We start from the raw sequence: 26,795 nt of genomic DNA on the forward strand, positions 1-26,795 counted from the left end.
TGAGCATTTTGGGCAGAGCATGAATATTTCCGGCGGAGCAGGCGGGATAGGCTAGCACCATGACTGTTTTCGCTGTTGAGTACGTATACGTCGCCGACTCCGGTGCCCTCCGCGACGAAGCCCGCCCCGCACACCGTGCCTGGCTGGGCGAACTGGCCGAGGAAGGCAAGCTCCTTGCCAGCGGCCCGTACGGTGACGGTGCCGGTGCCCTCCTGATCTTCAAGTCCGCAGATGAAACCGGGCTCAACGACCTCCTCAAGCAGGATCCGTTTGCCGAAGCTGGCGTAATTGCCGGCATCCGCACCACCGAATGGTCCCCCATCATCGGGATCCTGGCAGCCCACGCGTCCTAGCCGGGCGTCTCCACCTCAACGATCCACCCCAATCCAAGGAGTCCACGTGACCTCGGTCAGCCTGGGAATGCCAGCAGCCCCACCCCCCGTCCTTGCCCCTCGCCGTAAGACTCGGCAGATCAAGGTTGGGTCCGTTGGTGTTGGTTCTGATTCGCCCATCAGCGTTCAGTCCATGACCACGACGCCCACCACGGATATCAACGCCACCCTTCAGCAAATTGCCGAACTGACGGCATCCGGCTGCGACATCGTGCGTGTTGCGTGTCCTTCGGCGGACGACGCTGAAGCGCTTCCCATCATCGCCCGTAAGTCCCAGATCCCCGTGATCGCCGATATCCACTTCCAGCCCAAGTACGTTTTCGCGGCCATTGAGGCCGGATGCGCGGCTGTTCGTGTGAACCCGGGCAACATCCGTAAGTTCGATGACCAGGTCAAGGAAATTGCGGCAGCGGCCCGGGACCACGGCACGTCCATCCGGATCGGCGTCAATGCTGGTTCGCTGGAGCCGGGCATCATGAAGAAATACGGCAAGGCAACACCGGAAGCCCTGGTGGAGTCCGCTGTTTGGGAAGCGTCCCTGTTCGAGGAACACGGCTTCCATGACTTCAAGATCTCCGTCAAGCACAACGATCCCGTCATCATGGTGGCCGCGTACGAAATGCTGGCAGAGAAGGGTGACTGGCCGTTGCACCTCGGTGTGACCGAAGCCGGGCCGGCGTTCCAGGGCACCATCAAGTCGGCAACGGCTTTCGGTGCGCTTCTGTCCCGCGGCATCGGTGACACCATTCGGGTTTCCCTTTCGGCGCCGCCGGTGGAGGAAATCAAGGTGGGCAACCAGATCCTGCAGTCGCTGAACCTGCGCCCCCGCAAGCTGGAAATCGTCTCCTGCCCCTCCTGTGGACGTGCGCAGGTTGATGTGTACACGCTGGCGGAGCAGGTAACGGCCGGGCTGGAAGGCATGGAGATTCCCCTGCGCGTCGCCGTTATGGGCTGCGTCGTCAACGGACCCGGCGAGGCCCGTGAAGCAGACCTTGGCGTGGCATCCGGAAACGGCAAGGGCCAGATTTTCGTGAAGGGCGAAGTCATCAAGACTGTGCCTGAGAGCGAAATTGTTGAGACACTGATCGAAGAGGCCATGCGCATCGCCGAAGAGATGGGGGAGGCCGATGGCGAAGATGCTGTCAAGGGTAGCCCCGTGGTTAGCGTCTCGTAACGAGAACGGCTTGGGAGTCAGGGTGCTCGGCAAAGCCGACACCCTGGCTCTGCGCGCGCTGGCCAGCGAAGATGTGGTGGCCAACGTCTTCATCCTGGCCCACTTGGACAGCACGGGGACGGCTGCGCCCACCAGCGGGGGTGCCAGTATTTTTGGAGTGTTCCACGATCAAACGCTCCTGGGTGCCTGCTGGGCCGGGGCCAACCTTGTTCCTGTGCAACTTGACCCTGCATTGGCAGGCTATGCAGCCACGGCGGCCCACCAAACCGGACGCCGTTACGCTTCCATTTTTGGCCCCGCCGACACCGTGCTGGCCCTCTACTCGCGTTTTGAACAACTGGGTCATGCCGCCCACGAGATCCGGTCCCGCCAGCCCCTCCTGACCATCTCCGGAGGACCTGCCATCGGCGCCAATCCGGCCCTGACTTTTGGCGCCATGGAGGACTTCGACCGCATCCTTCCGGCCTGTGCCGCCATGTTCGAGGAAGAAGTTGGCTATTCTCCCTTCCTCGGAGGCCAGGAGTTCTACAGCAAGCGGGTGGCCGGCCTGATCCGGCAGGGGCATTCCCTGGTCCACATTGACGCCGGAGGCACGGTGGTCTTCAAAGCTGAACTCGGTGCTGTCACGGCGGATGTGACCCAGGTCCAGGGCGTGTGGATGAACCCGGAACTCCGGGGACGCGGCCAGAGCGCCGGGTACATGGCCGCCGTCGTGAATCTTTCAAAGACCTTTGCCCCGGTGACCAGCCTCTACGTCAACGACTACAACGCCAAAGCCCGCGCCACCTACGAACGGGTGGGCTTCGAGCAAGTGGGCACATTCGCCACGGTCCTTTTTTAGCCGCAGGCCGGGAACTTGTAGTCTTGTCCCGGTTGGCGCACGCCAGCCATCACTCGAACTTTCTTGGGGAACAAATGAAGAAGAATGCGCTGCGCGGTTTTGCCGTGTCAGGACTGTTGGTCATGGGCCTCACCGCGTGCGGCGGTGCCGGTACCTCTACGGATGCTGCATCAGCTCCTGCCAGTGAGACGCCGGCCCCTGCGCCCGCCGAGGCAAAACAGTACACCACCCAGGAACTCACAGACCTGGTGAAGCAGATCAAGGCTGCCGACGGAACGGAACTGTTGGTTTCCTCCGTTGACGACCTCGCCGGTCAGCAGGATCCCCTCAAGGAGCTCCTGGGCTCCATGAACATTGAGCCGGCCGAGTGCAAGGACCTGGCCATGGCCGGCGCATCGCAGCCGATCGAGGGCGCCACCGGCGCCAGCGGTGCAAAAATTGACGTTGCTTCCGGCGTCATTTCCAGTGTGACGCTGGCATCCGGCGTCTCCAAGGACGTGCTGGAGAACAACGTCAAGAGCAACGAAGACCAGATCACCACGTGCGCGAACATGACGATGTCCATGTCAGGGACCACCATGACCATGAAGACGGAAAAGTTCGACGGCATCGGTACAGTACCCGGAACCCTGGGCATTAAGACCACCATGACCCTCCCTGACGGCCAGACCCAGTCCACCTTGATGGCTGCTGCCATCAAGGACGGCGTCCTCATCTCCGCCACAGCCTCGGGAAAGAACGCAGAAAACGGCGGTGCGGCAGCTGCCGGGGCACTCATGGACCAGGCCGCAGCACTTATAAAGTAGCGTCAACGCTGCTGCCGCGCAGCATGTCACCCGAGCTTGAAAATGTGTCCGCGATCACATAGGTTCTACCCAAGCCGTGTCGTTGGGGTGCGGGTGGTATCGGGGGACTCATGATCAATACCTTGACAGGCGTCATTGGCGCCCACACCATCCGTGAGTTCGGCAGTGACCCATGCTTCCCAGCCGCAGATGATCCCGTTCCGCTGGAGGGAACGGTGATCTAGTCCCAGGACAGAGTCTGCGGCCGGCCGGCCGCTGAGCCACGCCATCGCAGGATGACCAGCCCGTTGGGGCCAGGGGCTTCCACACGCGACGGCGTGGCTCTTCTGTGTGTGGGCACCCGGTAGATTAGTAGACAGTTTGTTTTTGCCACACCTGCCATAGAAACGGATACGTACCCGTGGTCCTTCGCCTTTCCCAGTTGTTCCTGCGCACCCTGCGTGAAGATCCCGTCGACGCTGAGGTCGCCAGCCACAAGCTCCTGGTCCGTGCCGGCTACATCCGCCGCGCAGCACCCGGCATTTACACGTGGCTGCCGCTGGGTCTGAGCGTCCTGCGCAAGGTCGAAGAGATCATCCGCCAGGAAATGTCGGCCATCGGCGCCCAGGAAGTCCATTTCCCGGCGCTGCTGCCCCGCGAGCCCTACGAGGCCACCAACCGCTGGACCGAATACGGCGAAGGCCTGTTCCGCCTCCAAGACCGCAAGGGCGCGGACTATCTGCTTGCCCCCACGCACGAGGAAATGTTCACGCTCCTGGTGAAGGACCTGTACTCCTCGTACAAGGACCTGCCGCTGAGCCTCTACCAGATCCAGAACAAGTACCGCGATGAAGCACGCCCCCGGGCCGGCCTCCTCCGTGGCCGCGAGTTCATCATGAAGGACTCGTACTCCTTTGACATCGACGACGCCGGTTTGGATGCCAGCTACGCCGCCCACCGCGCCGCATACCTGAAAATCTTTGAGCGCCTCGGCCTGGAAGTCATCCCTGTTGCCGCCACCGCCGGCGCCATGGGTGGCTCCAAGAGTGAAGAATTCCTGTTCCCCACCGAGATCGGCGAGGATACGTTCGTACGCTCAGCCGGTGGCTACTACGCCAACGTCGAAGCCGTGACCACTGTTGTCCCGGACGAGATCGATTTCAGCAACGCACCGGCCGCCCAGGTCCTGGACACCCCGAACACTCCCACCATTGATACTTTGGTGGCCGCAGCCAACCAGTTGGCTCCGCGCAGCGAGGCCGAAGGCGGCGCCTGGACTGCCGCTGACACACTTAAGAACGTTGTCCTTGCAGTGACGCTGCCAACAGGTGAGCGCCAGATCGTCGTGATCGGTGTCCCCGGCGACCGCGGAGTGGACCTCAAGCGCGTGGAAGCCAACATCGGTTCCCACCTGCCGATTGCCGGCGAGATCGGCCTCGAGGCTGCCAACGAAGAGGACCTCAAGAAGCTGCCGTGGCTGGTCAAGGGCTACATCGGCCCCGGCCTGTCCCTTGACGAGCCTGTCCTTGGCCTTGAAGGTTCCTCCAAGGTGCTCTTCCTGGTGGACCCCCGCGTCGTCTCCGGCACCAGCTGGGTTACCGGCGCCAACGCCGAGGGCAAGCATGTCTTCGGGCTGGTCGCCGGCCGCGACTTCACGTGGGATGGCGTCATTGAAAGCACCGAAGTGCGTGCAGGCGACCCCGCCCCGGACGGATCCGGTCCGCTGGAGACCGCCCGCGGCATCGAAATGGGCCACATCTTCCAGCTCGGCCGCAAGTATGCCGCGGCTTTGGACTTGAAGGTGCTGGACCAGAACGGCAAGCAGCAGGTTGTCACCATGGGCTCCTACGGCGTTGGTGTTACCCGCGCAGTGGCTGCCTTGGCTGAAGCAAACCATGACGACCGCGGTCTCGTCTGGCCACGCTCGGTGGCTCCGGCAGACGTCCATGTGGTGGCCGTGGGCCGTGGTGATGAAATCTTCGAGGCTGCTGAAAAGCTCTCCGCTGAGCTTGAAGCTGCCGGCCTGGACGTCATTTTCGACGACCGCCCGAAGGTTTCTCCCGGCGTAAAGTTCGGCGATGCCGAGCTTGTTGGCGTGCCCACCATCCTGGCTGTTGGCCGGGGACTTGTAGACGGTGTGGTGGAAGTCAAGGATCGCCGCAGCGGCGAAGCCGAGAACGTTGCGGTGGACAAGGCCGTGGATTACGTGGTCGACGCCGTACGAAACCGGTGATTTCCGGCTTCGAATCCATCCAGCTCACCACTCTCATCCTGATTGTGGTGGCTGGATTCGCCGCCGGCTGGGTGGACGCTGTTGTAGGGGGCGGGGGACTGATCCAGCTCCCCGCCCTGCTGCTGGTTCCCGGCATCACGCCCGTGCAGGCCTTGGCCACCAACAAGATGGGGTCGATTTTCGGCACCACCACCAGCGCCGTGACGTATTACCGGCGCGTGGGACCCGATCTCAAGACGGCTGTGCCCATGGCGGTCATCGCGTTGGCGGGAAGCTTCGGTGGGGCCATCCTGGCCGCTTCGCTGCCTGCCAGTGTGTTCAAGCCGATCATCGTGGTGGCGCTGATCGCCGTCGCCATATTCACGGCCTTGCGCCCTCGCGCCGGAGAGCTGACGGCCCTCCGCCACGACGGCCACAAGCACTACGTGGTGGCGTGCCTCATTGGCGCCGTGATTGGCTTTTATGACGGTCTGATAGGCCCTGGTACCGGCTCTTTCCTGGTGATCGCCCTGGTTTCGGCCATGGGCTACGCCTTCCTGGAAGCCAGCGCCAAGGCAAAAATCGTCAACATGGCCACCAACGCAGGCGCACTGATCTTTTTCCTTCCCCACGGCTCCCTGCTGTGGGGTGTAGGGCTGATTCTGGGCCTGGCCAATATGGCCGGCGGCTATCTTGGTGCCCGCACCGCGGTAGCCAAGGGGAGCAGTTTTGTACGCGTTGTCTTCCTGATTGTTGTTGCGGCGTTGATCATCAAGCTCGGCGTCGACGTCTGGAATGAGAACTTCGCGGCCTGATTCCCACGCAGGCGTCAGATGAAACTTCCGCTGGCATTGGCCAGCGATTTCAGACCGCGGACGACGGCGTGCGGCACCAAAGCGCTGGACGCCGGGTTTCCGGGGGATGCCTCGTTGGTGACGCAGATATCGAACGTACCCAGGCTTGTCTCCGCCACCACATGGTGGGATGTCTGGCGGGCGCCCGGATCTGCGATGAGCACGGCCTCCACCACATCCCAGTTGCCCGCGGCCAGGGCAAGCGCGGACACCACGTTGGTGGATTTGGGGAAGGCCTTGATCAACTCCGCAGGGCCGCCCCGCAGAAGCTCCACGGGCCGTGTCGCTGCTAGCAGCCGTTCCTTGGTTTCCCCGTCCATCCACGGCTGCACCAGTGCGGTGGGCAGTTTTCGCGACTCCAGGGTGATGCGGTGAATGGTGCCGCCAGCGCAGGCGGCTGTGATCGCGTCCAGTCCGCCCAAGGCACCGGTGGTGAGGAAGGTCCGGCCTGGACCGTCGTCGAGCAGTTTTGTCCGCAGGGACTGGTTGCACAAGGCGCCTATCGAGGTGACCAGCAGGTCCGTGCCTGCCGCTACGGTGCGGGGGCCGAATTCCGCGACGGCGGCAACACCGGCGCACTCCACCAACACATCGGCCACTTCCAAGGCGTCGTCGAAGCTGAAGCCTGTACCGGAGTTGCCGTGCGGCACAACTCCGGCGAGCCTGACGCCAGGGACAGTCCCGGCGTCGAGCAGTTCCACGATCCTTGAGCCGATGGCCCCGGACCCGATCAGGGCCACGGCGAGTGTCATGGCCTAGCGCGCCGTCGCGCCGGGATCAGGGAGCTCATGGGCCCGTGGAAGGTCGTCGAGTGTCCGGCCCGCAAGCGTGCTGGCAACCCACAAAGATCGCGCCAAGTCCCCGCCGTGACCGGAAGTCCCCGCGTACCCCAGAGCATTGTCCACCTCGCGGGCAATGCTCCATTGCCGGGCAGCCTCGGGATCGAGTCCTGCGGCGACACTGAAGTCGTGGCAACGCTCCCGCAGCGCAGCCTCCGGAGCCGTTCGGGAGAGGTCATGGATCCGGTTCCACAAAACCGGCGCCACAGCGAACTCGGCCTCACCAATCTGTGGTTGCGGGTCGATGGCCAGGTAGTCGCCACGGAGCTGCCGGTTGCCAGTGGGGACAGCAAGGATGTTCATGAAGTGCAGGTCCGTGTGAACCAGGACATCCGTCCCGGAGCGGCGTCCCACGGCGCCACGCGTCTGGCACACTTCCAGTGCCGCTTCCAGCAGCCACCTGGGAAACGGCCGGTCCAGGCGTTCCCACTCCGCCGGCAGCTCATCGCTCCATCGCTCGGCAGTTGCGGCAACGTGGTCAAAGGCCCGCCACTCCAACCGCTCGTCGGGTTGGATGGAGAGCTGGCGCAGGATGCTGCCCCAGGCGTCCCTCGCATGATCCATAGGGGCGTCCTGGAGCCAACGGGCGGCATCAAGCCGTTCAAGGAGCATGGTGCAACTGGGAGCATCCGCTGCCATCAGGCGAACCGCGCCGTGACCATCCCACAGTGCCAGGGCGTGTCGTTCCACTTGGGCTTCGTCGTGCGGGAATGCGATTTTCAGGGCGGACGGGACGCCGTTCTGGAGTACGGGCACCACCAGGGCTCCATGTCCGTTCCATGGTTCGGTGCCGGGTGCGAGGTCAACTGAGAGCTGCCACCGGTCGAGGGCATCGGAGATAAGTCCCGGAAGGCTGGCCAGCCAGTCGCGTCCCGCGGAGTCGCGGTTGTACCGGGTGTGGAGGTCGCCCGGAATGGGAATCATCGCGTGAAGGGTCACGCGATCAGCCTAACTCTGAGGGAAGCCGTGGCCCTTAGAAAACGCCGCTGGCACCCAAGAGCGTTCCAAGGGAGAACGTGGCAGCCAGCGCCAACGCGCCACCCAACACCACCCGGAAGGCCGCGCGGAACCGGGAAGCACCGCCGATCCAGGCGCCAACAGCCCCGGTAATCGCCAAGGCAAGCAGGACCGCTACGAAGGTCAGCGGCACCCGGAGTTCCGGGGGCGGCAGGAGGATGGCCAGCATGGGCAACATGGCCCCCAAAGTGAACGCCACAGCGGAGGCGAACGCCGCGTTCCACGGGCTCACAATGTCATCCTCGTGGATGTTCAGCTCCGCAGAGAGGTGGGCGGCCAGGGCATCGTGCTCCGTGAGCTCTTCAGCAACCGCCCGTGCAGTCCTGGCACTGAGTCCCTTGGACTCGTAGATGGCCGCCAGCTCGTTGAGTTCGTCCTCGGGTTGCTGGGCCAATTCGAGGCGTTCCTTCTCGATCAGCGCCTTCTGGGTGTCGCTCTGGCTGCTGACGGAGACATATTCGCCCAAAGCCATGGAAATGGCGCCACCCACCAGGCCCGCGCTGCCGGCGGCAAGAATGCTGCCGGTGCTGGTGGTGGCACCTGCCACGCCCACCACGATCGCAGCCACGGACACAATCCCGTCATTGGCGCCCAGGACCCCGGCCCGCAACCAGTTCAACCGGTGGGCCAGGTCATCCCGGTGGGGTTCGTTCTCGTGCACAGCTGCGGTGTCCGGGGAAGCCATAATCCAAGCCAAGCACCGGGGGAGGGTCTTGACCAGCATGGCTAGGCTGGCCTACCCGGCGGGGGAAGTGGCGGACCCCTTCATAGTGGATTTCATGGTGGGTTCTGTGGATGGTGTGGTGGAGGCGGAGCCGGACGCTGAACCCGTCGCCGAACCGGGCGTCGGCAGCGGCGGCAACTCCCCGGCGTCGAGCGTCAGACCTGGCAGTGCAGGCACGTCCGCGCCCCACGCCAGGCTCCTGCGGGCAGCTGCCAGGAGGCCCTCCACAGCCCATGCCCGGGTCTCACCCGTAGACAGGGCAACCAAGTCCCCCAACACCGGAAGAGCCGACGCTTCCAGCGCGGCCAGGGCAGCGGCGGGGTCCTTCGCGAACTGTTCCGGAAGACGGTAGCCGGCTTCGCTGGCAGGTGTGTCCCCGCAGTTGGCCCGGGTCAGCGCCTCCACTTGCTGGAGCAGCAGTTCGTGGGTTGCAAGGTCCTTGGCCGCGGTGCCGGCGGCCGCAGTGTCCAGCCGCTTAAGCGCCACCTGGTACGCGTAGACGGCTTCCTGATGTGTGCGGACCGCAGCTGCCAAGGCTGCGTCGGTGGTGGCGGACGTTTGCTCGGGCGTGGGGCTGACCGAGGGGCACGGTGCCGTCGCCGGTGTGGTGGCAGGCATTTTGGTCGTGGATGCCGCAGCATCCTTCGGGATTGGCAACTGCCATGCACCAGCCAGCTTTTCGGCCCCCAGGACTTGGGCGGACCCCACCGCGGCGAGGAGCCGGGCGATGCCGCCGTCGGCCTCGTAGGCGTCTGCCAGGCGCTGGGTTCCGCTCGCGGACAAAGCGGCAACCAAGGCGGCACGCGTGCTGGCGTCTGCCGTGCCGGCAATGGTCGCGGTGGCGGAGGGCGTTGCTTCGGACGGAAGCAGGAGGGCGCGGGCCTGCGTTGTCAGCAAAGTCACAGCGTCCTTGAGGGCGGTCTGTGCTGCACCCTGGCCGGCGGACGAAGACAGAGCGGCGGCCGATTCGCGAAGTTGCAGAGTGTCCTCCAGCGCATCCGCACGGGCCGCTTCGGAGAAGGGAACGGGCGGGGGAGTGCCGGAATCACGCGGAATAAGCACTATTCCCGTCCCTGCGACGAGCAACGCCACCACGGCAACCAGCAGGACCCGGCCCCAGGGTGGTGTTCGTCGTTTTTCACTTATCTGCCCGCTCACAACAGACCATGGTGTCACGTGGGCGGCAAAGTCCGTGCACCATGTTCCCGGGAAAATCGTTAGGCTAGTAGTCACAACAACATCTATCGGGAGGCGGCGGGCAACGTGAGTGACTCGGAAGCCACGACTTCAACACACCGTTCTGAATCCAACTCAACGGCCACCATCCACAACCCGGAAGAGAGCAGGCTTAAGGCGCTGCTTGAACCGGCTGTCCTTGCCAGCAGGCTCTACCTCGAGGATGTTTCCATCCACGTTGCCGGTTCACACCGCACGGTCCACGTCGTCGTGGACCTGCCGCAGGAGGAAACCGGCGGTGTCAGCCTTGACGCCATTGCGGATGTCTCGCGCGGGCTGTCCGATATCCTGGACAACGATCCCCATGACGACGGACGTCCGTATGACCTTGAGGTTTCCTCGCCGGGCGTCAGCCGCCCTTTGACCGAACCGCGCCACTGGCACCGGGCCCGCGGCCGCATGGTCCGGGTCAACGTGATCCAGGGGGACAATCTCCTGGGCCGCATCGCCTCGGTGGAGGATGACGGCGTGACGCTGATCCCCGAACACGAGGTCAAGAAGGGCATGAAGCCCAAGCAAGGCGACCCCATCACTATTCCTTTCGACAGGATCCGCCAAGGAAAAGTCGAGATTGAATTCAGCCACCTCCACGAGGCTGCGCTGGCAGACGAGCACAACGGACCTTCTGAGGAGGCCTAATGGATATTGACATGAGCGCACTGAGACTCCTGGAGCGTGAGCGTGAAATCCCGCTGGATCTCCTGATTCCCACCATCGAGCAAGCTCTGTTGGTGGCGTACCACAAGACGCCCGGCGCCTTCGAGAAGGCCCGCGCAGAGTTGGACCGCAAGAGCGGCCACGTGACCATCTGGGCCACCGAGATTGACGACGACGGCGAGCCCATCGGCGAGTTCGAGGACACCCCGGCCGGCTTCGGCCGCATCGCAGCCAGCACGGCCCGCCAGATCATCCTCCAGCGTCTTCGCGACGTGGAGGATGACAACGTCCTGGGTGAGTTCAAGGGCCGTGAAGGCGAACTCGTTGCCGGCATGATCCAGCAGGGCAACAACCCGCACATGATCCAGGTCAACCTGGGAGCCGTTGAGGCACTGCTGCCGCCGCCCGAGCAGGTTCCCGGTGAGAAGTACCTCCACGGAAGCCGACTGCGCGCTTTCGTGGTGGATGTCCACCGGGGCGCAAAAGGTCCTTCCATCACGTTGTCCCGTTCGCACCCCGGACTGGTCCGTAAGCTGTTCGAAATGGAAGTTCCGGAAATCGCCGACCACTCCGTGGAGATCGTGGCGCTTGCCCGCGAGGCAGGCCACCGCACCAAGATTGCCGTCAAGGCCAACACCCCCGGCATCAACGCCAAGGGCGCCTGCATCGGTGAAATGGGTTCGCGCGTCCGGGCTGTCATGACTGAACTGAACGACGAAAAGATCGACATCGTCGACTTCAGTGATGACCCGGCAACCTTCATCGCCAACTCGCTGTCGCCCTCGAGGGTGAATTCCGTCACAATCACGGATGAGTCAACCCGCTCGGCCCGCGTGGTGGTTCCCGACTACCAGCTTTCGCTGGCCATCGGCAAGGAGGGCCAGAACGCCCGCCTCGCCGCAAAGCTGACTGGCTGGCGGATCGATATCGTCTCCGACGCCGCTCCGGCAAAGGTCGACTAGCGGTTCAGCCGGCGGCTGATGCCTCCGGTTTCGCGCCGCGCTTGGGCGCCCCTGGTTTCGGGAGTGCGGGGCCGGGGGGCTAGACTAGATGGAGCCGGGCTTACGTCCGGTATCCGCGCGCTTTGGCGTGCCTCAGCTGCTTGTGCAGGACCGGGGCCCGTCGGGCGCCAGTAACGTAAGGCAGGTTGGACACGTCGTGGCTGAACTGCTTGAACATGGCCATGTGCCTGTTCGCACGTGCATCGGATGCCGGAAGCAAGGCTCCCGGTCCGAGCTTGTCCGGCTGGTCGCCCAAGGCGGCGGTTCATCCGCCGTCCTGGTGGATGTCCGACGCCGGATGGCCGGCAGGGGTGCGTGGCTGCACCCCAGCGAAAAGTGCTTGGCATTGGCGATCAAGCGGCGCGCTTTCGGAAGGGCCCTTGCGGGCGCTGTCGAAACGGACGCCGTCGAACGTTACTTGATGCCGGGCACGCCACTTGTGGAGGCCCAGGCCGCCACAGGAAAACCGTCCAAACCTGAAAGCGGGTCAGAAAACTGATGGAAACCCGATGAGTTCCCAGCGATGAGTGCGTAACGATGACAACTTTGTTGCGCTCTGCAATGGGCCTTTTATTCGCGCAAGCGGCGAAGGCCCGCAGTAAGAAGTAGACGGTTCGTGCCTGGCTCGGTGCGGACCGAGACAGGAGAAATGTGGCCAAGGTCCGCGTACATGAGCTCGCCAAAGAGCTCGGTATTACTTCCAAAGATGCAGTAACCAAACTGCAGGAATTGGGCGAATTCGTTCGCTCCGCCTCGTCAACCATCGAGGCCCCCGTCGTGAAGAAACTTCGCGACGCATACCCGGGTGCCGGCGCCGCCAAGGCCGCCGCTCCCGCAGCAGCCCCCAAAGCTCCCGCAGCATCCCGTCCGGCAGCTCCGGCTCCGGGCCCCGCAGCACCGAAGGCTCCGGCCCCGGCACCTGCAGCCCCCGCTCCGGCAGCTTCGGCTCCGGCAGCACCTGCGGTCCCCGCGGCTTCGGCTCCGGCAGCACCCGCGGCTCCCGCCGCGTCCACCCCGGTTTCGGCCAAGCCCGGCGCCCGTCCCGCTCCCAAGGCAGAGACGCCGGCTCCGGCACGTCAAGGTGGCCAGGCTCCCCGTCCCGGCGGTCCCCGTCCGGGCAACAACCCGTTTGCTACCTCCCAGGGCATGCCCCGGGGCCGTGGTGGCGACGGAGAACGTCCGCCGCGTCCGGGTAACAACCCGTTTGCACCGTCCCAGGGCATGCCCCGGGGTGAACGCCGCAACGACGGCGAACGTCCCGGTGGTCCCCGTCCCGCTGCCGGCGCAGGCGGTCCCCGTCCTGCCGCAGGCACCGGTGGTCCCCGTCCGGGCGCTCCGCGTCCGGGTGCACCCCGTCCTGGCGCTCCGCGTCCCGCTGGCGGTCCCGGTGCCGGAAACCGTCCCACTCCGGGCATGATGCCCAACCGCACTGAGCGTCCGGCTCCCGGTGGCGCAGGCCGTCCGGGTGGCGCAGGCCGTCCCGGTGGCGGCCCCGGTCGTCCCGGTGGCGCACCCGGTGCAGGTACCGGTGGCGGCGCTCCCGCCGGCGGTGGCTTCGGCAAGGGTGGCCGCGGTCGCGGTGGCACCCAGGGTGCCTTCGGCAAGGGTGGCGCCGGACGTGGCAAGCAGCGTAAGTCGAAGCGTGCAAAGCGCCAGGAACTGGAGCAGATGAGCGCTCCGTCGCTGGGCGGCGTATCGGTACCCCGCGGTGATGGCGAGACCATCATCCGCCTGCGTCGTGGCTCGTCCATCACGGACTTTGCCGAGAAGATTGACGCGAACCCCGCATCACTGGTCACCGTGCTGTTCCACCTTGGTGAAATGGCAACGGCTACGCAGTCCCTCGACGAAGACACCTTTGGCCTGCTTGGCGCCGAACTTGGCTACAAGCTCCAGGTTGTTTCCCCTGAGGATGAAGAGCGCGAGCTGCTGGATCAGTTCGACATCAACATCCAGGATGAACTCGACGCCGAAGGCGACGACGTTCTCGAGGCCCGCGCACCGGTTGTCACCGTCATGGGTCACGTTGACCACGGTAAGACCCGCTTGTTGGATGCCATTCGCAACTCGAACGTTGTGGCCGGCGAGCACGGTGGCATCACCCAGCACATCGGTGCCTACCAGATCAGCCACGTCCACGAGGGCACTGCCCGCGACATCACCTTCATTGACACCCCCGGTCACGAGGCCTTCACGGCCATGCGTGCCCGTGGTGCCAAGGTCACCGATATCGCGATCCTGGTTGTCGCAGCCGACGACGGCGTTATGCCGCAGACGGTGGAAGCGCTCAACCACGCCCAGGCAGCCAATGTGCCGATCGTCGTCGCGGTGAACAAGATCGACAAGGAAGGCGCCAACCCTGACAAGGTCAAGGGCCAGCTGACCGAGTACGGCTTGGTTCCGGAAGAATACGGTGGCGACACCATGTTCGTTGAGGTCTCTGCACGCCAGAACCTCAACATCGATGAACTGATCGACGCCGTCCTGCTGACGGCCGATGCCGCACTGGATCTGCGCGCCAACCCGGACAAGGACGCTCGAGGCATTGCCATCGAAGCGAACCTGGACAAGGGCCGCGGTGCTGTTGCTACCGTCCTGGTCCAGTCCGGAACCTTGGCCGTGGGCGACACGATCGTGGCCGGTACGGCTCACGGCCGCGTCCGCGCCATGTTCGACGAGAACGGCGAGGCACTCGATGTCGCACTGCCGTCCCGCCCGGTGCAGGTCCTCGGCCTGTCCAACGTGCCGCGTGCAGGTGACACCTTCCTGGTGACCCCTGACGAGCGTACGGCCCGCCAGATCGCTGAGAAGCGTGAAGCTGCCGACCGCAACGCCGCACTGGCCAAGCGTCGCAAGCGCATCAGCCTGGAAGACTTCGATCAGGCCGTTGCAGAAGGCAAGATCGACACCCTCAACCTCATCCTCAAGGGTGATGTGTCCGGTGCCGTGGAAGCCCTCGAAGACGCCCTGCTTAAGATCGACGTCGGAGACGACGACGTTCAGCTCCGTGTCATTCACCGCGGTGTGGGTGCCATCACGCAGAACGACGTCAACCTCGCCACGGTGGACAACGCCATCATCATCGGCTTCAACGTCAAGCCGGCCGAACGCGTTGCTGAACTGGCTGACCGTGAAGGCGTGGACATGCGCTTCTACTCGGTCATCTACGCAGCAATCGATGACATTGAGATGGCTCTCAAGGGCATGCTCAAGCCGGAGTACGAAGAAGTCCAGCTCGGTACCGCCGAGGTCCGCGAAGTCTTCCGTTCCTCCAAGTTCGGCAACATCGCAGGCTCGATTGTCCGCACGGGCATCATCCGCCGTAACAGCAAGGCACGTGTCAGCCGCGACGGCAAGGTCATCGGTGACAACCTCACCGTTGAGACGCTCAAGCGCTTCAAGGATGACGCCACCGAAGTCCGTACCGACTTCGAGTGTGGTATCGGTCTTGGCTCCTTCAACGACATCACTGAAGGCGACATCATCGAGACCTTCGAAATGCGCGAAAAGCCGCGCGTCTAGGTTCCGTTTGGAACGGGTCCGTCGGGTAGCCCCCGGCGGACCCGTTCCGTCCCCGTTTCTACTTTCCAGGAGGAAGTCATGGCTGATCCCGCACGCGCTGCCAAGCTGGCACAGCGGATTAAGGTCGTCGTCGCTGAGGCCCTCGGTCGACGGGTCAAAGATCCGCGCGTCGAGTCCATCACGGTCACAGACGCCCGCGTCACCAACGACCTTCAGCACGCCACTATCTACTACACCGTCTTCGGCGACGAGGTAGCCCACGCTGATGCTGCCCGCGCCTTGGAGAAGGCCAAGGGTGTGCTTCGGCAGGAAGTTGGCCGCAACATCACCGTCCGGCTTACCCCGACGCTCGAGTTTGTTGCGGACCAGATCCCGGTCAACGCCTCGAACCTTGAGGAGTTGCTGCGCGAAGCCAAGCGTCGCGATGCCGAGGTAGCCGCTTTGGCTGCCAGCGCAAAGCACGCCGGTGAGGCCGACCCCTACAAGGGCGATGTCCCTGAGGACATCGACGAGGACGACTTCGACGAAGAGGACACTGACCTCTCCGGAGATAAAGAACTCGACGAAGACGCCAACCGCTAAGACCTCAGCGTTTCTGTACAGCTAATGCCCCTAAGACTGCGTTTTAGGGGCATTAGCTGTACTCAAACTCGTTAGGATCAGAGCATGTCGGCGCACACTGCTCAGCAACGTGATGATTACCTGAACCGTGCCATCCACTTGGCGGTGCAGAACGTTTCCGACGGCGGCGGTCCCTTCGGCGCCGTCGTGGTCACCCCGGACGGGACTGTCCATGAAGGTGTCAACCGGGTCACCCGCGACCATGACCCCACAGCCCATGCAGAAGTCGTGGCAATCCGCCGGGCCGCTTCCGCGACGCAACGGTTCGACCTCACGGGATCGGTTCTCTATGCCAGTTGTGAGCCGTGCCCCTTATGTTTATCGGCAGCGCTCTGGGCCAGGATCGGCCATGTCTACTTCGCGGCGGACAGGCACGGTGCCGCCCGGGCGGGCTTTGATGACGCCGTGTTCTACGAATATTTCGCCGGTGCCAGGCCTGGGCTGCTGCCGGTAGAGCGCGCGGAGTTGGCTGCGTCAGCTGACCCCTTCGAGGCCTGGCTGAACCACTCCCGCCGGACTGCCTACTAAGACGGAGTGCCTACCGGGGCGCACACTTCCTGACGTCCCCGGGGACTAAACCTTGGCTGGGAGTCGTCTGACGCCGTCGAGCAGGTCTTGCTGTCCACCACAGAGGGCAATCCTGATCCATCCCTCACCGATTGAGCCGAACGCCGTTCCCGGTGCGAAGGACACCCCGGCATCAGCCAGGAACTTTCGCACCCAGGTGCGGACGTCCCCGTTGGTGACATGGGAGACGTCCGCCCACAAATAGAAGGCGCCCTGTGCTCCCAGGTACGGAATTCCCTTCCCTGACAGCACCGCTGAGGCCGCATCCCGGTTGCTCCGATAGTGGTCGCGGGCGTGGGAAACATAGTCCTGGGGGCCGGTGAGGGCGGCCAGCGCGGCGTACTGGGAGGGCGATGCTACGCAGGACACGATCGACTCCATGACGTTGTTCATCTTCTGCTCCAGTCCTGGTGGGCAGACCAAGGCACCGATGCGCAGGCCTGTGAGGCCGTAGGTCTTGGACAGCGTCAGGGAGGTGAACACGCGGGCTTCACCGGGAACGTCGCTGTCGAAGCGGGCCGGGCTGACATGGGGAATATCGAACGTGAAAGCCTCATAGCACTCGTCCGAAATGATCCAGAGATCATGCCGCGCTGCCAGCTCCACGAGATGGCGGGTGGCTTCTTCACTGATGACCGCGCCCAAAGGGTTGGAGGGGGAGTTCAACACCAGCACCTTGGTCCGTGGCGTGATGAGTGCTTCGATGTCCTCGATGTGGGGTTGAAAGTTGTTCTTGGGGTACAGCGGGTACTGGACTGGCACTGCGTGCAGGAGGCGGCTGGTCATGGCAAACGTGGGGTAGCCGGGATTGGGAATGAGGATCTCGTCGCCTGGAGCGAGCAGGAGGCTCATGGCGAAGTGCAGGCCCTGCTGCGCACCGTCCACCACATAGACCCGCTCCGCGCCTATTTGCACGTGCTGCTGTTCGCTAAAGCGGGCTGCGAAGGCTTCACGGAGCGCGGGAATCCCGGCGTTGGGTGTGTAATTGGTCTCATCCCGGTCAAGGCAGGCAATGCCGGCGTCCAGGACGTGCCGCGGCAGTGCAAAGCCCGGCTCGCCGATGCTGAGGACGATCGCTCCGGGGGTAGCCCAGGCGGCTTCGGTGATTTCGCGGATCTGGTTCACGGGGACGTCGCGGACATGTGTGGCAAGCTCAGGCATGGGAGCCATCCTAGCCACCCATATACTGGTAAGCGTGCTTTCTGGACTGGTAATCGTTGACAAACCGCAGGGATGGACCAGCCATGATGTGGTTGGCCGGATGCGGCGGCTGGCTGGTACCCGGAAAGTGGGGCATGCGGGAACGCTGGATCCCATGGCTACCGGCGTGCTGGTGCTCGGCATCAACAAGGCTACGCGCCTGTTGACCTACATCGTGGGCACTTCCAAGACCTACACCGCCACCATCAGGTTGGGCGAAACCACCATCACCGATGACGCTGAGGGCGAGGTCATCGAATCCCGCACGGCCGCGGAGGTTACCGATGACGCCATTGCCTCCGGGGTGGCCGCGCTGACAGGACCCATCCAGCAGGTTCCCAGCAGCGTCAGCGCCATCAAAGTCAACGGTGAACGTTCCTACGCCCGCGTCCGCTCCGGCGAGGAAGTCAAGCTCGCCGCCCGCCCGGTCACCATCCATCGTTTCGATGTCCACTCCATAGCAAGGGTCGACGGCGGCAGGGTAGTGGATGTTGACGTCACCGTGGAATGTTCTTCCGGTACGTACATCAGGGCGTTGGCCCGCGACCTCGGCCATGGCCTGGGCGTTGGGGGGCACCTTACTGCCCTGCGCAGGACCCAGGTTGGTCCGTACACCCTTGACCAGGCCCGCACCTTGGAGGAACTGGCAGAAGAACTCAACGTGCTGGACATGTCCTTGGCGGCCAGGGCCCTCATGCCCAACCGGGAGCTCAGCGAAGAAGAAACCACGGAGATCTCCTTTGGCCGACGTATTGCTGCCGGCCCCGGCGCAGGTACGCCCACGGCCGCTACGGCTGAGAACCCAGCAGCCGCGTTCGCGCCGTCGGGGGAGCTGGTAGCACTGCTGGCGGACGCCGGCAGCTTCGCAAAACCGGTGTTGGTCTTCGCTCCGGGAACAGGGTCCGGAACCGGGCAGGGGCAATAACCATGGACGGATACTTCTATGCCATCCTGATCGTCGGATTGGTGTCCACCATCATGTGCCTCGTGGCAGGCCTGATGAAGAAAGCACCGAACGATCCCACTATCTTCTCCGTGCTCGCCGTTGAACTGGTCCTCCTGGTGTATTTGGTGGGTTCGATCGTCCGGGTGGCCATGGGCGAACAGATTGCCGGTGAGGCCTGGGAGTTCTGGGGCTACCTGGTAACGGCCCTGATGATCCCGTTGGGTGCTGTCTACTGGGCCATCCTTGAACGAACCCGCTGGAGCAACTTCGTCCTGGCCGCGGTAGGCGTCACCGTGCTCGTCATGGGTGCCCGCATGAACCAGATCTGGTACTGACCTTGAAGGAAGAACACGACGTGACTGGAACCGAGACCAACCCGGCAAACCCGCAGCAGAAGGACACCCGCAATACTGGTCCGGGCCGCCTGCTGATCGCGGTCTACGCAGTCTTTGCATTGTCGGCAACGGCGCGTGCGGGCTACCAGATCGCCACCAAGTTTGCCGAAGCTCCACTGGCACACATCCTTTCGGCTTTCGCCGCCGTCGTGTACATCGTGGCAACCATTTCTTTGGCCAAGCCCGGCCGCGCCTGGTACAAGGTTTCCCTCGCGGCGGTGCTGACGGAACTTGTGGGCGTGCTGGTGGTGGGGGCCATCAGCCTCTTCGATCCCGTCGCGTTCCCGCACGACACCGTCTGGTCGCTCTTCGGACGCGGTTACGGATTCGTCCCCTTGGTCCTGCCGATCCTCGGGCTCCTGTGGCTCAACAAACGCAGGCCGTCCTGAGCCAGCTGCCCTGGCGGGTAACCTTAGAATGTTCCGGCGCCGGAAGGTTGCCGGGCGGAACGAATATCTGCAGTAAAAGGCGAGGTTGATGGTCCACATCTGGAACGATCCCACTGAAGTCCCCAAGGACTTCGGAGCTACAGTCGTCACCATCGGAAACTTTGACGGTGTCCATCGCGGACACCAGCATGTCCTGGCGCAACTGACTGATACCGCCAAGCGGCACAACATCCCGTCGGTAGCAGTGACCTTTGATCCGCATCCCGCCCTGGTCCACAGACCGGATTCTGCCCCGGAACTGATCATGGGGCTCCAAGACAAGCTGGATGCCTTGGCGGACACCGGCGTCGATGCCGTACTGGTAATGAAGTACACCCTGGACTTGGCGGCCATGACGCCGCTGGAGTTTGTGCGCGAGGTCCTCCTGGACGGGCTGCACGCCGCACACTTGGTGGTGGGTCATGACCTCCGTTTTGGCGCAGGAAATGCCGGCGATGTCATCACCATGCAGGAGCTGGGGGACCAGCTCGGCTTCAGTGTTCAGGTAGTGAATGAGTACGGCGCGGGAGGCTTTCCGGTCCACGACGACGGCGATACCGACCGCCGCTGTTCCTCCACCTGGGTGCGGGAAGCTTTGTCCGAGGGAGACGTCGTGACTGCCGCGGCAGTCCTGGGCCGGCCCCACCGGATGCGGGGGGAAGTCGTCCATGGCGCTGCCCGTGGCCGTGACCTCGGATTCCCCACCGCCAACCTTTCCCACGATTCCACCGGCTATGTTCCTGCGGACGGAATTTATGCCGGCTGGTTGATCGACCAGTCCGGAACCCGGTGGCCGGCTGCAATTTCCGTGGGTTCCAACCCCACGTTCGACGGGGTCAGCCGTCAGGTTGAAGCCCATGTGATCGATCGTCCCGAGGAAAATGTGGAGGACTTCGACCTCTACGGCCAAACCGTAGCCGTTGAATTCACCCAGCGCCTCCGGGGCATGGTGGCGTACCGGGGACCCGAGGCATTGGTCGAGCAGATGTGCCTGGATGTCGCCCAGGCGCGCGAGCTCCTGGGCCAGAGCTAGGCGCATTTCGACAACACTGCCGGCCTGCCGGTAAACTGATGAGTGGATCCGGCTGCAGTCCGTGGCGGCTGGACCTGTTTTTGTGTGCGGCGACGCACCAAAGGCAACCCGTCAGCGAGGTGCTGCACCGGGAGGCACGGCACAACTCTAGGAGTTCACGTGGCACTTGAAGCCGCTGTAAAGCAGTCCATCATCAAGGAATACGCAACCTCTGAAGGCGACACCGGTTCGCCCGAGGTGCAGGTTGCAGTCCTGACCCAGCGGATCAAGGATCTGACTGAGCACATGAAGGAGCACAAGCACGACTTCCACACCCAGCGCGGTCTGCTGGCCATGGTTGGTCGTCGCAAGCGCATGCTTTCCTACCTGAAGAACACCGACATCGCCCGCTACCGTTCGCTCATCGAGCGCCTCGGCCTGCGTCGCTAGTCTGACTTTAGGGACGGCCCGGTCCCTCGTGGAACGGGCCGTCTTCTTCACCAACAACTAAAAACAGGAATCAACCGCATCGCGCATTCGCGGTCCTCGGTAGTGATTCCCGGGAACGATCGGTGACGATTGCCCCGTGGATCTCGATCGATGACCGGGTGTCGTACAGGCCAGGAATAAAGAAGAGGCCTGGGTTGATGCGGCGGACTTCCGCTAACAGAAACGGAGGTGACTCTCTATGGAGGGTCCCGAAATCCAGTTCTCCGAAGCCATTATCGACAACGGTCGTTTCGGCAAGCGCGTCATTCGCTTCGAAACCGGCCGCCTTGCCAAGCAGGCAGCCGGAGCTTCGATGGTCTACATCGACGAAGACACCGCATTGCTTTCCGCAACCACCGCAGGCAAGCAGCCGCGCGAAGGTTTCGACTTCTTCCCGCTGACGGTTGACGTTGAAGAGCGCATGTACGCTGCCGGCCGTATCCCGGGCTCGTTCTTCCGCCGCGAGGGCCGTCCGTCCACCGAAGCCATCCTGGCTTGCCGCCTCATGGACCGTCCCCTGCGCCCCGCGTTCGTCAAGGGCCTGCGCAACGAGGTCCAGATCGTGGTCACCGTCCTGGCGATCAACCCCGATGAGCTCTACGACGTCGTTGCCATCAACGCATCCTCGATGTCCACGCAGCTTTCCGGACTCCCGTTCTCCGGCCCGATCGGTGGCGTCCGCGTCGCCCTCATCGCCGACGAACAGGGTTCGCAGTGGGTTGCTTTCCCCAAGCACTCCCAGCTTGAGAACGCCGTCTTCAACATGGTTGTAGCCGGCCGCATCACGGGTGACGACGTCGCCATCATGATGGTTGAAGCCGAAGCCACGGACAACTCCTGGAACCTCATCAAGGAACAGGGCGCCACTGCACCCACCGAAGAGGTTGTTTCCGAGGGCCTGGAGGCTGCAAAGCCGTTTATCAAGGCACTCTGTGAAGCACAGGCGGACCTGGCTGCACGCGCTGCCAAGCCCACCGTCGAGTTCCCCGTGTTCCTGGACTACCAGGACGATGTTTACGCCGCCGTTGAAGCCGCTGCTGCCGACAAGCTGGCTGCTGTTTTCCAGATCGCTGACAAGCAGGACCGCGACAACGCCTCTGACGAACTCAAGGACGAAGTCCTGGGCGCGCTTGCCGGTAACTTCGAAGGCCGCGAGAAGGAACTGTCCGCAGCTTTCCGCTCGGTCACCAAGCAGGTTGTGCGCCAGCGCATCCTCAAGGACCAGATCCGCATCGACGGCCGTGGCCTGACGGACATCCGCCAGCTCACCGCCGAGGTAGAGGTTCTGCCCCGCGTCCACGGTTCGGCCATCTTCGAGCGCGGCGAGACCCAGATCATGGGTGTCACCACGCTGAACATGCTCAAGATGGAGCAGCAGATCGACTCGTTGTCGCCGGTAACGCGCAAGCGCTACATGCACAACTACAACTTCCCGCCGTACTCCACCGGTGAGACCGGCCGCGTCGGTTCCCCGAAGCGCCGCGAAATCGGCCACGGTGCTCTTGCAGAGCGCGCCCTGGTTCCGGTTCTGCCGACGCGTGAAGAGTTCCCGTACGCCATCCGCCAGGTATCCGAGGCCCTCAGCTCCAACGGCTCGACGTCCATGGGCTCGGTCTGTGCTTCGACGCTTTCCATGCTCAACGCCGGTGTGCCGTTGAAAGCAGCAGTTGCCGGTATCGCCATGGGCCTGGTTTCCGACCAGGTTGACGGCCAGACCCGCTATGCAGCGCTGACCGACATCCTCGGCGCCGAAGACGCTTTCGGTGACATGGACTTCAAGGTTGCCGGTACATCCGAGTTCGTCACGGCCATCCAGCTGGACACCAAGCTCGACGGCATCCCCGCTTCCGTGCTGGCAGCAGCACTGAAGCAGGCCCGCGAAGCCCGCCTCCACATCCTCGAGGTCATCAACGCAGCGATCGACACCCCGGATGAGCTCTCCGAGTTCGCTCCGCGCGTCATCGCCGTCAAGATCCCCGTGGACAAGATCGGCGAGGTCATTGGCCCCAAGGGCAAGATGATCAACCAGATCCAGGAAGACACGGGCGCGGACATCTCCATCGAAGATGACGGCACGGTCTACATCGGCGCCACGAACGGTCCGTCTGCCGATGCAGCACGTTCCGCCATCAACGCCATCGCCAACCCTCAGGTCCCGGAAATCGGTGAGCGCTACTTGGGTACGGTCGTCAAGACCACCACCTTCGGTGCCTTCGTTTCCTTGACCCCGGGCAAGGACGGCCTGCTGCACATCTCCGAGCTCCGCAAGCTGGCCAACGGCAAGCGCGTGGACAACGTTGATGACGTAGTCTCCGTGGGCCAGAAGGTCCAGGTCGAGATCACCAAGATCGATGACCGCGGCAAGCTTTCCCTCTCCCCGGTTGTTGCCGAGGAAGACGAAGCTGCTGCCGAGGACGCTCCGGCTGAGGCCGCTGAAGCGGCCGCAGAGTAGTCTGTAAGCAGTACACCCGGCGGGGCCGGTGGGCTTGAAAAAGCTCCACCGGCCCTTCCGGCCTTAACCCGAAAACCTGAAAGGCCTTGATGACTGTCGTACCCTTGCCGCTGGAGCAAACTCTTCCCGGCGGCGAATTGATCCATGGTGCCGAGGGCGGTTCCGTCGTACGGCGCTCGGTCCTTCCCGGCGGCGTGCGCGTCCTGACCGAGGCAATGCCCGGCCAGCGTTCGGCCACCATAGGGTTCTGGGTGGCAGTGGGTTCGCGCGATGAAGCGGACGGCCAGCACGGTTCCACACACTTCCTTGAGCATTTGCTGTTCAAAGGCACCAAGCGCCGCACCGCCTTGGAGATCGCGTCGGCTTTTGACGAGGTGGGCGGCGAATCGAACGCTGCCACCGCGAAAGAAAGCACCTGCTACTTCGCCAGGGTACTGGACACCGACCTGCCCATGGCCATCGATGTCATTGCCGACATGATCACCGGCGCCGTCCTGGATCCTGCTGAATTGGAGCAGGAACGCGACGTCATCCTTGAGGAAATCGCAATGGACAGCGATGACCCTACGGATGTTGCCCACGAGAAATTCGTTGAGGCCGTCCTCGGCAACCACCCCCTGGCCCGTCCCATCGGTGGAACCCCTGACGCCATCAAGGCTGTGGCAAGGGATGCGGTTTGGGCGCACTACCAGCGCTACTACCGCCCGGAGGAACTGGTCATCACCGCTGCCGGCGGCCTGGACCACGACGTCGTCTGTGACCTTGTCCTCGATGCCCTGACGGCCGCGGGCTGGCAGCTCGACCCCCAGGCAGCCCCCGTCAACCGCCGTGGAACGGACCGCGCCGTCATCAGCGGAACGTCCGGCCTCCATGTGGTCAAGCGCCCCGTGGAGCAAGCCAACATCATCATGGGTTGCCCCACGATTGTGGCAACCGATGACCGGCGATTCGTCATGAGCGTGCTCAACGCTGTCCTGGGTGGCGGCATGTCCTCCAGGCTGTTCCAGGAAATCCGCGAGAAGCGAGGCCTGGTGTACTCCACGTACTCCTTCACCGCGGCTTACGCTGACGCCGGCTATTTCGGAATGTACGCAGGCTGCACGCCGTCCAAGGTCCGCCAGGTGCTGGACCTCCTGGGCGTCGAGTTGGAGAAGCTTGCCAAGGAGGGCATCACGGAGGAAGAACTCCGCAAGGCCGTAGGCCAGCTCAGCGGTGGAATCGTCCTGGCCCTGGAAGACACGGGATCACGTATGTCACGGTTGGGCCGGGCAGAGTTGGTTTCCGGAGAATTCCAGGACATTGACGAAACCCTTGCCCGGATCCAGGCCGTCACGGTGGAAGAAGTGCAGGACCTGGCCCGCGAACTCGCAGCAGCACCCCGCACCATCACTGTGGTGGGTCCTTTCGAGGAAACCGAGACTTTCGGACTCTAGGCCTCTGGACGCACGCACTGTCAACAGGGCAGCATGATCACACGGTGATCATGCTGCCCTGACGACTTTGGAGACGTAATGGATCTGCCCTCGAGCGGCCAGGCCGCGGAGCTGTTGCAGGAATTCATCGGTCACTGGCGCGGCATCACGGAGATTGCCGCGTCGCCGTGGGGGAGTGCCCGGACGGCTGAAGCGGAAGTGGTTTTCACCAAGGCTGCCGGAGGGTACGCCGTCGTCCAGAGCTACCGGCACCGCGAGGCGGACGGCACGCACTTTGAAGGGCATGGCATGTTCACTGTGGACCGGGATCACGGGGACACTCTTTGGTACTACGTAGACAGTTTGGGGAGGCCGCCGTCCAGCCCGGTCAGAGGAGCGTGGAATGCAGGCACCCTGACCTTGGACAGGAGGACTGCCGACGGCGTCGCCAGGCACACATTCCGCGTCGAGGACGGGGTCCTGGTGCACACGGCAGATCTACGGCTGGAAGGGACACCGGACTTCAGTCCGTTGCTGAAGAGCGTCTTTCGTAAGGCCTGAGCCAGATCCTTAGCCTCCGGCGAAGGGCGGCAGGACATCGATGACGTCCTGGGCTCCAAGCGGTGCTGAACGGTCCCTCACAGCTACCTCGTTGCGCAGGAAACTGCTTCGTGCCACGATGCGGTCCAGCGTCGGAGTGCCTTCTGGAGGCAGTGGACGTTCGACGGCGAGGGCGGCTTCCAGCAACGCTTCCAGGCTGGTGCCTTCCGGGAGGACGTGACGTTCTTCCTCGACACCGGCCGCCGCGCGTGCGGCAGCGAAGTAACGGACAAGCACGGGTTCAGCCTCCGATTGCGCTCATGCTGCGGTCCGGCTGGACAAAGTCCGCTGCGCCAAGACCTGTGTGGTCCATGCCATGGGCTTTAGGTTTGACCCACATGGCGTCTTCCCACCGCGATGCCAGTTCATGATCTGTGGCCCCGTCACGCAGCAGGCCCAGGAGGTCGAACTCTTCCCGGGAGAAGAGGCAGCTCATGATCTTGCCCTCGGCCGTGATGCGCGTTCGGCGGCAGTCGGCGCAGAACGGTTCGGTGACCGACGCGATGATGCCGACTGTACCAAGGACCGGACCTGTAGCTTCACCGGAAGCCGTGTCCCGGCGTCGTACTTCAAAGCGTTCGGCCGGGGCGCCGTCCCGTTCGCGGGGGTCGTGGCCCAGCACAAAGTCGCGGGAGAGCAGATCCCGGATTTCCGCGGCCGTGATCATGTTGCGACGGGTCCACCCGTGATCGGCGTCCAGTGGCATTTGTTCGATGAAGCGAAGCTCGTAGCCACGGCCCAATGCCCAGGCGAGTAAGTCCGGCGATTCGGCGTCGTTGATCCCGCGCATCAGCACTGCATTTAACTTGACCGGCCCCAAGCCAGCCGCCCATGCGGCATCAACGCCGGCCAGGACGCGATCCAGGAACGGCCGGCGCGTGAGTTGGGTGAAGGTTTCCTCATGAAGCGAGTCGAGGGAAACGTTGATGCGGGTGAGGCCTGCGGCCTTCAGTGCCGCCGCCTTCTTGTCCAAGCCAACACCGTTGGTGGTCATGGAGATCGGGAGGTCCGGGTGGTCGCTGCGGATGCCGGAAATGATGTCCAACAGGTCAGCGCGGACCAAGGGTTCGCCGCCCGTGAGGCGCAGTTCCCGCACGCCCAGGGCGTTGACGCCGATGCGGACGATCCGGACAATTTCGTCCTTGGTCATTACGGCTTGTTTCGAGAGCCATTCCAACCCCTCGGCCGGCATGCAGTAAGTGCAGCGCAGGTTGCATTTGTCCGTCAGGGACAGCCGCATGTCCGTAGCCCGCCGGCCATAGCGGTCCCACAGGCCCGCAGGCGTTCCTGCGGGGCGCGGCGGCGGTACCGCGACGCCACTTTCCTTGCTGCCTGCGGGGCCACCCGAAGGGGGCACCGGCATTCCCAGCTGAACACTCATGAATTCAGGCTACGCCACCGTGGCAGGATCAGTGACAC

The 26,795-nt window shown here is 63.7% G+C and carries 27 protein-coding genes; 20 read left to right on the forward strand and 7 right to left on the reverse strand.

The annotated features are described in order from the left end of the window. The first annotated feature begins 59 nt into the window (after window positions 1-59). From ABIE35_RS20430 to ABIE35_RS20455, 6 genes are all read left to right on the forward strand, one after another. Window positions 60-353 (forward strand): YciI family protein, encoded by a 294-nt coding sequence (locus ABIE35_RS20430; protein ID WP_354517722.1) that lies wholly within the window; start codon window positions 60-62, stop codon window positions 351-353. 46 nt (window positions 354-399) lie between these two features. Then, the gene (ispG, locus tag ABIE35_RS20435; RefSeq protein WP_011774258.1) at window positions 400-1,566 is read left to right on the forward strand and encodes a flavodoxin-dependent (E)-4-hydroxy-3-methylbut-2-enyl-diphosphate synthase; all 1,167 of its coding nucleotides are present in this window, start codon (window positions 400-402) and stop codon (window positions 1,564-1,566) included. Then, entirely contained in the window at window positions 1,529-2,407 is an 879-nt protein-coding gene (locus ABIE35_RS20440) for a GNAT family N-acetyltransferase (protein WP_354517801.1), read from the forward strand. Before ispG ends, ABIE35_RS20440 begins: the two co-directional genes overlap by 38 nt. 74 nt (window positions 2,408-2,481) lie before the next feature. After that, on the forward strand, window positions 2,482-3,213 hold the full coding sequence (locus tag ABIE35_RS20445) for a prolipoprotein diacylglyceryl transferase (RefSeq protein ID WP_354517723.1): 732 nt from the start codon (window positions 2,482-2,484) through the stop codon (window positions 3,211-3,213). A 400-nt stretch (window positions 3,214-3,613) separates the two neighbouring features. Then, complete coding sequence (locus tag ABIE35_RS20450) at window positions 3,614-5,425, forward strand: proline--tRNA ligase (RefSeq protein WP_354517724.1); 1,812 nt, start codon at window positions 3,614-3,616, stop codon at window positions 5,423-5,425. Next, window positions 5,422-6,219, forward strand: coding sequence for a sulfite exporter TauE/SafE family protein (locus ABIE35_RS20455; RefSeq protein WP_354517725.1), 798 nt, complete (start codon window positions 5,422-5,424; stop codon window positions 6,217-6,219). The genes ABIE35_RS20450 and ABIE35_RS20455 overlap by 4 nt, the downstream gene beginning before the upstream one ends. A gap of 14 nt (window positions 6,220-6,233) precedes the next feature. Here ABIE35_RS20455 and ABIE35_RS20460 read toward each other — a convergent pair whose 3' ends face one another. The 4 genes from ABIE35_RS20460 to ABIE35_RS20475 are packed head-to-tail and all read right to left on the reverse strand — an operon-like array spanning window position 6,234 to window position 9,996. Continuing rightward, window positions 6,234-7,010 carry an aspartate dehydrogenase domain-containing protein gene (locus ABIE35_RS20460; protein WP_354517726.1) on the reverse strand — a complete coding sequence of 259 codons (777 nt, stop codon included), beginning with the start codon at window positions 7,008-7,010 and terminating at the stop codon, window positions 6,234-6,236. Window positions 7,011-7,013: 3 nt separating this feature from the next. After that, window positions 7,014-8,036: an aminoglycoside phosphotransferase family protein gene (locus ABIE35_RS20465; protein WP_354517727.1), complete on the reverse strand. Its 1,023-nt coding sequence runs from the start codon at window positions 8,034-8,036 to the stop codon at window positions 7,014-7,016. 34 nt (window positions 8,037-8,070) lie between these two features. After that, on the reverse strand, window positions 8,071-8,799 hold the full coding sequence (locus ABIE35_RS20470) for a VIT1/CCC1 transporter family protein (protein ID WP_354517728.1): 729 nt from the start codon (window positions 8,797-8,799) through the stop codon (window positions 8,071-8,073). 51 nt (window positions 8,800-8,850) lie between these two features. Then, window positions 8,851-9,996 (reverse strand): DUF4439 domain-containing protein, encoded by a 1,146-nt coding sequence (locus ABIE35_RS20475; RefSeq protein WP_354517729.1) that lies wholly within the window; start codon window positions 9,994-9,996, stop codon window positions 8,851-8,853. A gap of 105 nt (window positions 9,997-10,101) precedes the next feature. Here ABIE35_RS20475 and rimP point away from each other — a divergent pair, with 105 nt between their 5' ends. From rimP to ABIE35_RS20505, 6 genes are all read left to right on the forward strand, one after another. Continuing rightward, a complete protein-coding gene (gene rimP / locus ABIE35_RS20480; RefSeq protein WP_089594373.1) occupies window positions 10,102-10,713 on the forward strand; it encodes a ribosome maturation factor RimP in 612 nt (203 codons plus the stop codon). Next, a complete protein-coding gene (nusA, locus tag ABIE35_RS20485) occupies window positions 10,713-11,693 on the forward strand; it encodes a transcription termination factor NusA (RefSeq protein WP_089594374.1) in 981 nt (326 codons plus the stop codon). Before rimP ends, nusA begins: the two co-directional genes overlap by 1 nt. Window positions 11,694-11,889: 196 nt before the next feature. Next, window positions 11,890-12,231: a YlxR family protein gene (locus ABIE35_RS20490; protein WP_354517730.1), complete on the forward strand. Its 342-nt coding sequence runs from the start codon at window positions 11,890-11,892 to the stop codon at window positions 12,229-12,231. A gap of 152 nt (window positions 12,232-12,383) precedes the next feature. Next, window positions 12,384-15,254: a translation initiation factor IF-2 gene (gene infB / locus ABIE35_RS20495; RefSeq protein ID WP_354517731.1), complete on the forward strand. Its 2,871-nt coding sequence runs from the start codon at window positions 12,384-12,386 to the stop codon at window positions 15,252-15,254. A gap of 78 nt (window positions 15,255-15,332) precedes the next feature. Next, window positions 15,333-15,836, forward strand: coding sequence for a 30S ribosome-binding factor RbfA (gene rbfA / locus ABIE35_RS20500; RefSeq protein WP_354517732.1), 504 nt, complete (start codon window positions 15,333-15,335; stop codon window positions 15,834-15,836). An 84-nt stretch (window positions 15,837-15,920) separates the two neighbouring features. Beyond that, window positions 15,921-16,403, forward strand: a complete 483-nt coding sequence (locus tag ABIE35_RS20505) for a nucleoside deaminase (RefSeq protein ID WP_354517733.1) — start codon at window positions 15,921-15,923, stop codon at window positions 16,401-16,403. 45 nt (window positions 16,404-16,448) lie between these two features. Here the strand turns inward: ABIE35_RS20505 and ABIE35_RS20510 are convergent, their stop codons facing one another. Beyond that, entirely contained in the window at window positions 16,449-17,603 is a 1,155-nt protein-coding gene (locus tag ABIE35_RS20510) for a pyridoxal phosphate-dependent aminotransferase (protein WP_354517734.1), read from the reverse strand. A gap of 34 nt (window positions 17,604-17,637) precedes the next feature. Here ABIE35_RS20510 and truB point away from each other — a divergent pair, with 34 nt between their 5' ends. From truB to ABIE35_RS20550, 8 genes are all read left to right on the forward strand, one after another. Next, window positions 17,638-18,567 carry a tRNA pseudouridine(55) synthase TruB gene (truB, locus tag ABIE35_RS20515; protein ID WP_354517735.1) on the forward strand — a complete coding sequence of 310 codons (930 nt, stop codon included), beginning with the start codon at window positions 17,638-17,640 and terminating at the stop codon, window positions 18,565-18,567. A gap of 2 nt (window positions 18,568-18,569) precedes the next feature. Next, complete coding sequence (locus ABIE35_RS20520; RefSeq protein WP_089594379.1) at window positions 18,570-18,923, forward strand: hypothetical protein; 354 nt, start codon at window positions 18,570-18,572, stop codon at window positions 18,921-18,923. A gap of 2 nt (window positions 18,924-18,925) precedes the next feature. Then, the gene (locus tag ABIE35_RS20525; protein WP_354517736.1) at window positions 18,926-19,372 is read left to right on the forward strand and encodes a hypothetical protein; all 447 of its coding nucleotides are present in this window, start codon (window positions 18,926-18,928) and stop codon (window positions 19,370-19,372) included. Window positions 19,373-19,460: 88 nt separating this feature from the next. Further along, a complete protein-coding gene (locus tag ABIE35_RS20530) occupies window positions 19,461-20,444 on the forward strand; it encodes a bifunctional riboflavin kinase/FAD synthetase (RefSeq protein ID WP_354517737.1) in 984 nt (327 codons plus the stop codon). A gap of 159 nt (window positions 20,445-20,603) precedes the next feature. After that, window positions 20,604-20,873, forward strand: a complete 270-nt coding sequence (gene rpsO / locus ABIE35_RS20535; protein ID WP_039240590.1) for a 30S ribosomal protein S15 — start codon at window positions 20,604-20,606, stop codon at window positions 20,871-20,873. Between the two features lie 238 nt (window positions 20,874-21,111). Next, entirely contained in the window at window positions 21,112-23,364 is a 2,253-nt protein-coding gene (locus tag ABIE35_RS20540) for a polyribonucleotide nucleotidyltransferase (protein WP_354517738.1), read from the forward strand. A gap of 89 nt (window positions 23,365-23,453) precedes the next feature. Then, window positions 23,454-24,797, forward strand: a complete 1,344-nt coding sequence (locus ABIE35_RS20545) for a M16 family metallopeptidase (protein WP_354517739.1) — start codon at window positions 23,454-23,456, stop codon at window positions 24,795-24,797. Window positions 24,798-24,875: 78 nt separating this feature from the next. Beyond that, window positions 24,876-25,337 (forward strand): DUF1579 family protein, encoded by a 462-nt coding sequence (locus tag ABIE35_RS20550; protein ID WP_354517740.1) that lies wholly within the window; start codon window positions 24,876-24,878, stop codon window positions 25,335-25,337. 9 nt (window positions 25,338-25,346) lie between these two features. Here ABIE35_RS20550 and ABIE35_RS20555 read toward each other — a convergent pair whose 3' ends face one another. Next, window positions 25,347-25,613: a MoaD/ThiS family protein gene (locus tag ABIE35_RS20555; RefSeq protein ID WP_089594386.1), complete on the reverse strand. Its 267-nt coding sequence runs from the start codon at window positions 25,611-25,613 to the stop codon at window positions 25,347-25,349. A gap of 4 nt (window positions 25,614-25,617) precedes the next feature. Beyond that, on the reverse strand, window positions 25,618-26,757 hold the full coding sequence (gene moaA / locus ABIE35_RS20560) for a GTP 3',8-cyclase MoaA (protein ID WP_354517741.1): 1,140 nt from the start codon (window positions 26,755-26,757) through the stop codon (window positions 25,618-25,620). Between the last annotated feature and the right edge of the window lie 38 nt (window positions 26,758-26,795).

Source organism: Paenarthrobacter sp. 4246, from assembly GCF_040546855.1.
GTDB lineage: Bacteria > Actinomycetota > Actinomycetes > Actinomycetales > Micrococcaceae > Arthrobacter.